The 349-nt window shown below is 60.5% G+C and carries 1 protein-coding gene; it reads left to right on the forward strand.

Going from position 1 to position 349, the window contains the following annotated elements; genetic code table 11:
• Positions 1-349: IS3 family transposase (locus XpopCFBP1817_RS21295; RefSeq protein WP_146090214.1), on the forward strand; the 349-nt coding region annotated here is incomplete at both ends.

Here is a 349-nt window from a genome sequence, read left to right on the forward strand (position 1 = left end):
AAAAAGGCCGCCGCGTACTTTGCCAATGGGTAAAGGCAAAGTACGCCTTCATGCAAGCCCACTGCGGGGAATTCAGGGTGTGTGCGATGTGCCGGGTATTGCGGGTCAACCGGTCGGGCTATTACGCCTGGTTGTGCTCGCCCAACAGTGAGCGCGCCAAGGAAGATGATCGCTTGCTTGGACTGATCAAGCACCACTGGCTGGCCAGCGGCAGTGTCTATGGGCATCGCAAGATCACCACGGATCTGCGCGATCTGGGTGAGCGTTGCAGTCGCCATCGGGTGCATCGGCTGATGCGCACCGAGGGACTGCGTGCCCAGGTGGGCTATGGTCGCAAACCGCGCTTCCA

It is taken from the genome of Xanthomonas populi (assembly GCF_002940065.1).
In the GTDB taxonomy this organism is placed as follows: domain Bacteria; phylum Pseudomonadota; class Gammaproteobacteria; order Xanthomonadales; family Xanthomonadaceae; genus Xanthomonas; species Xanthomonas populi.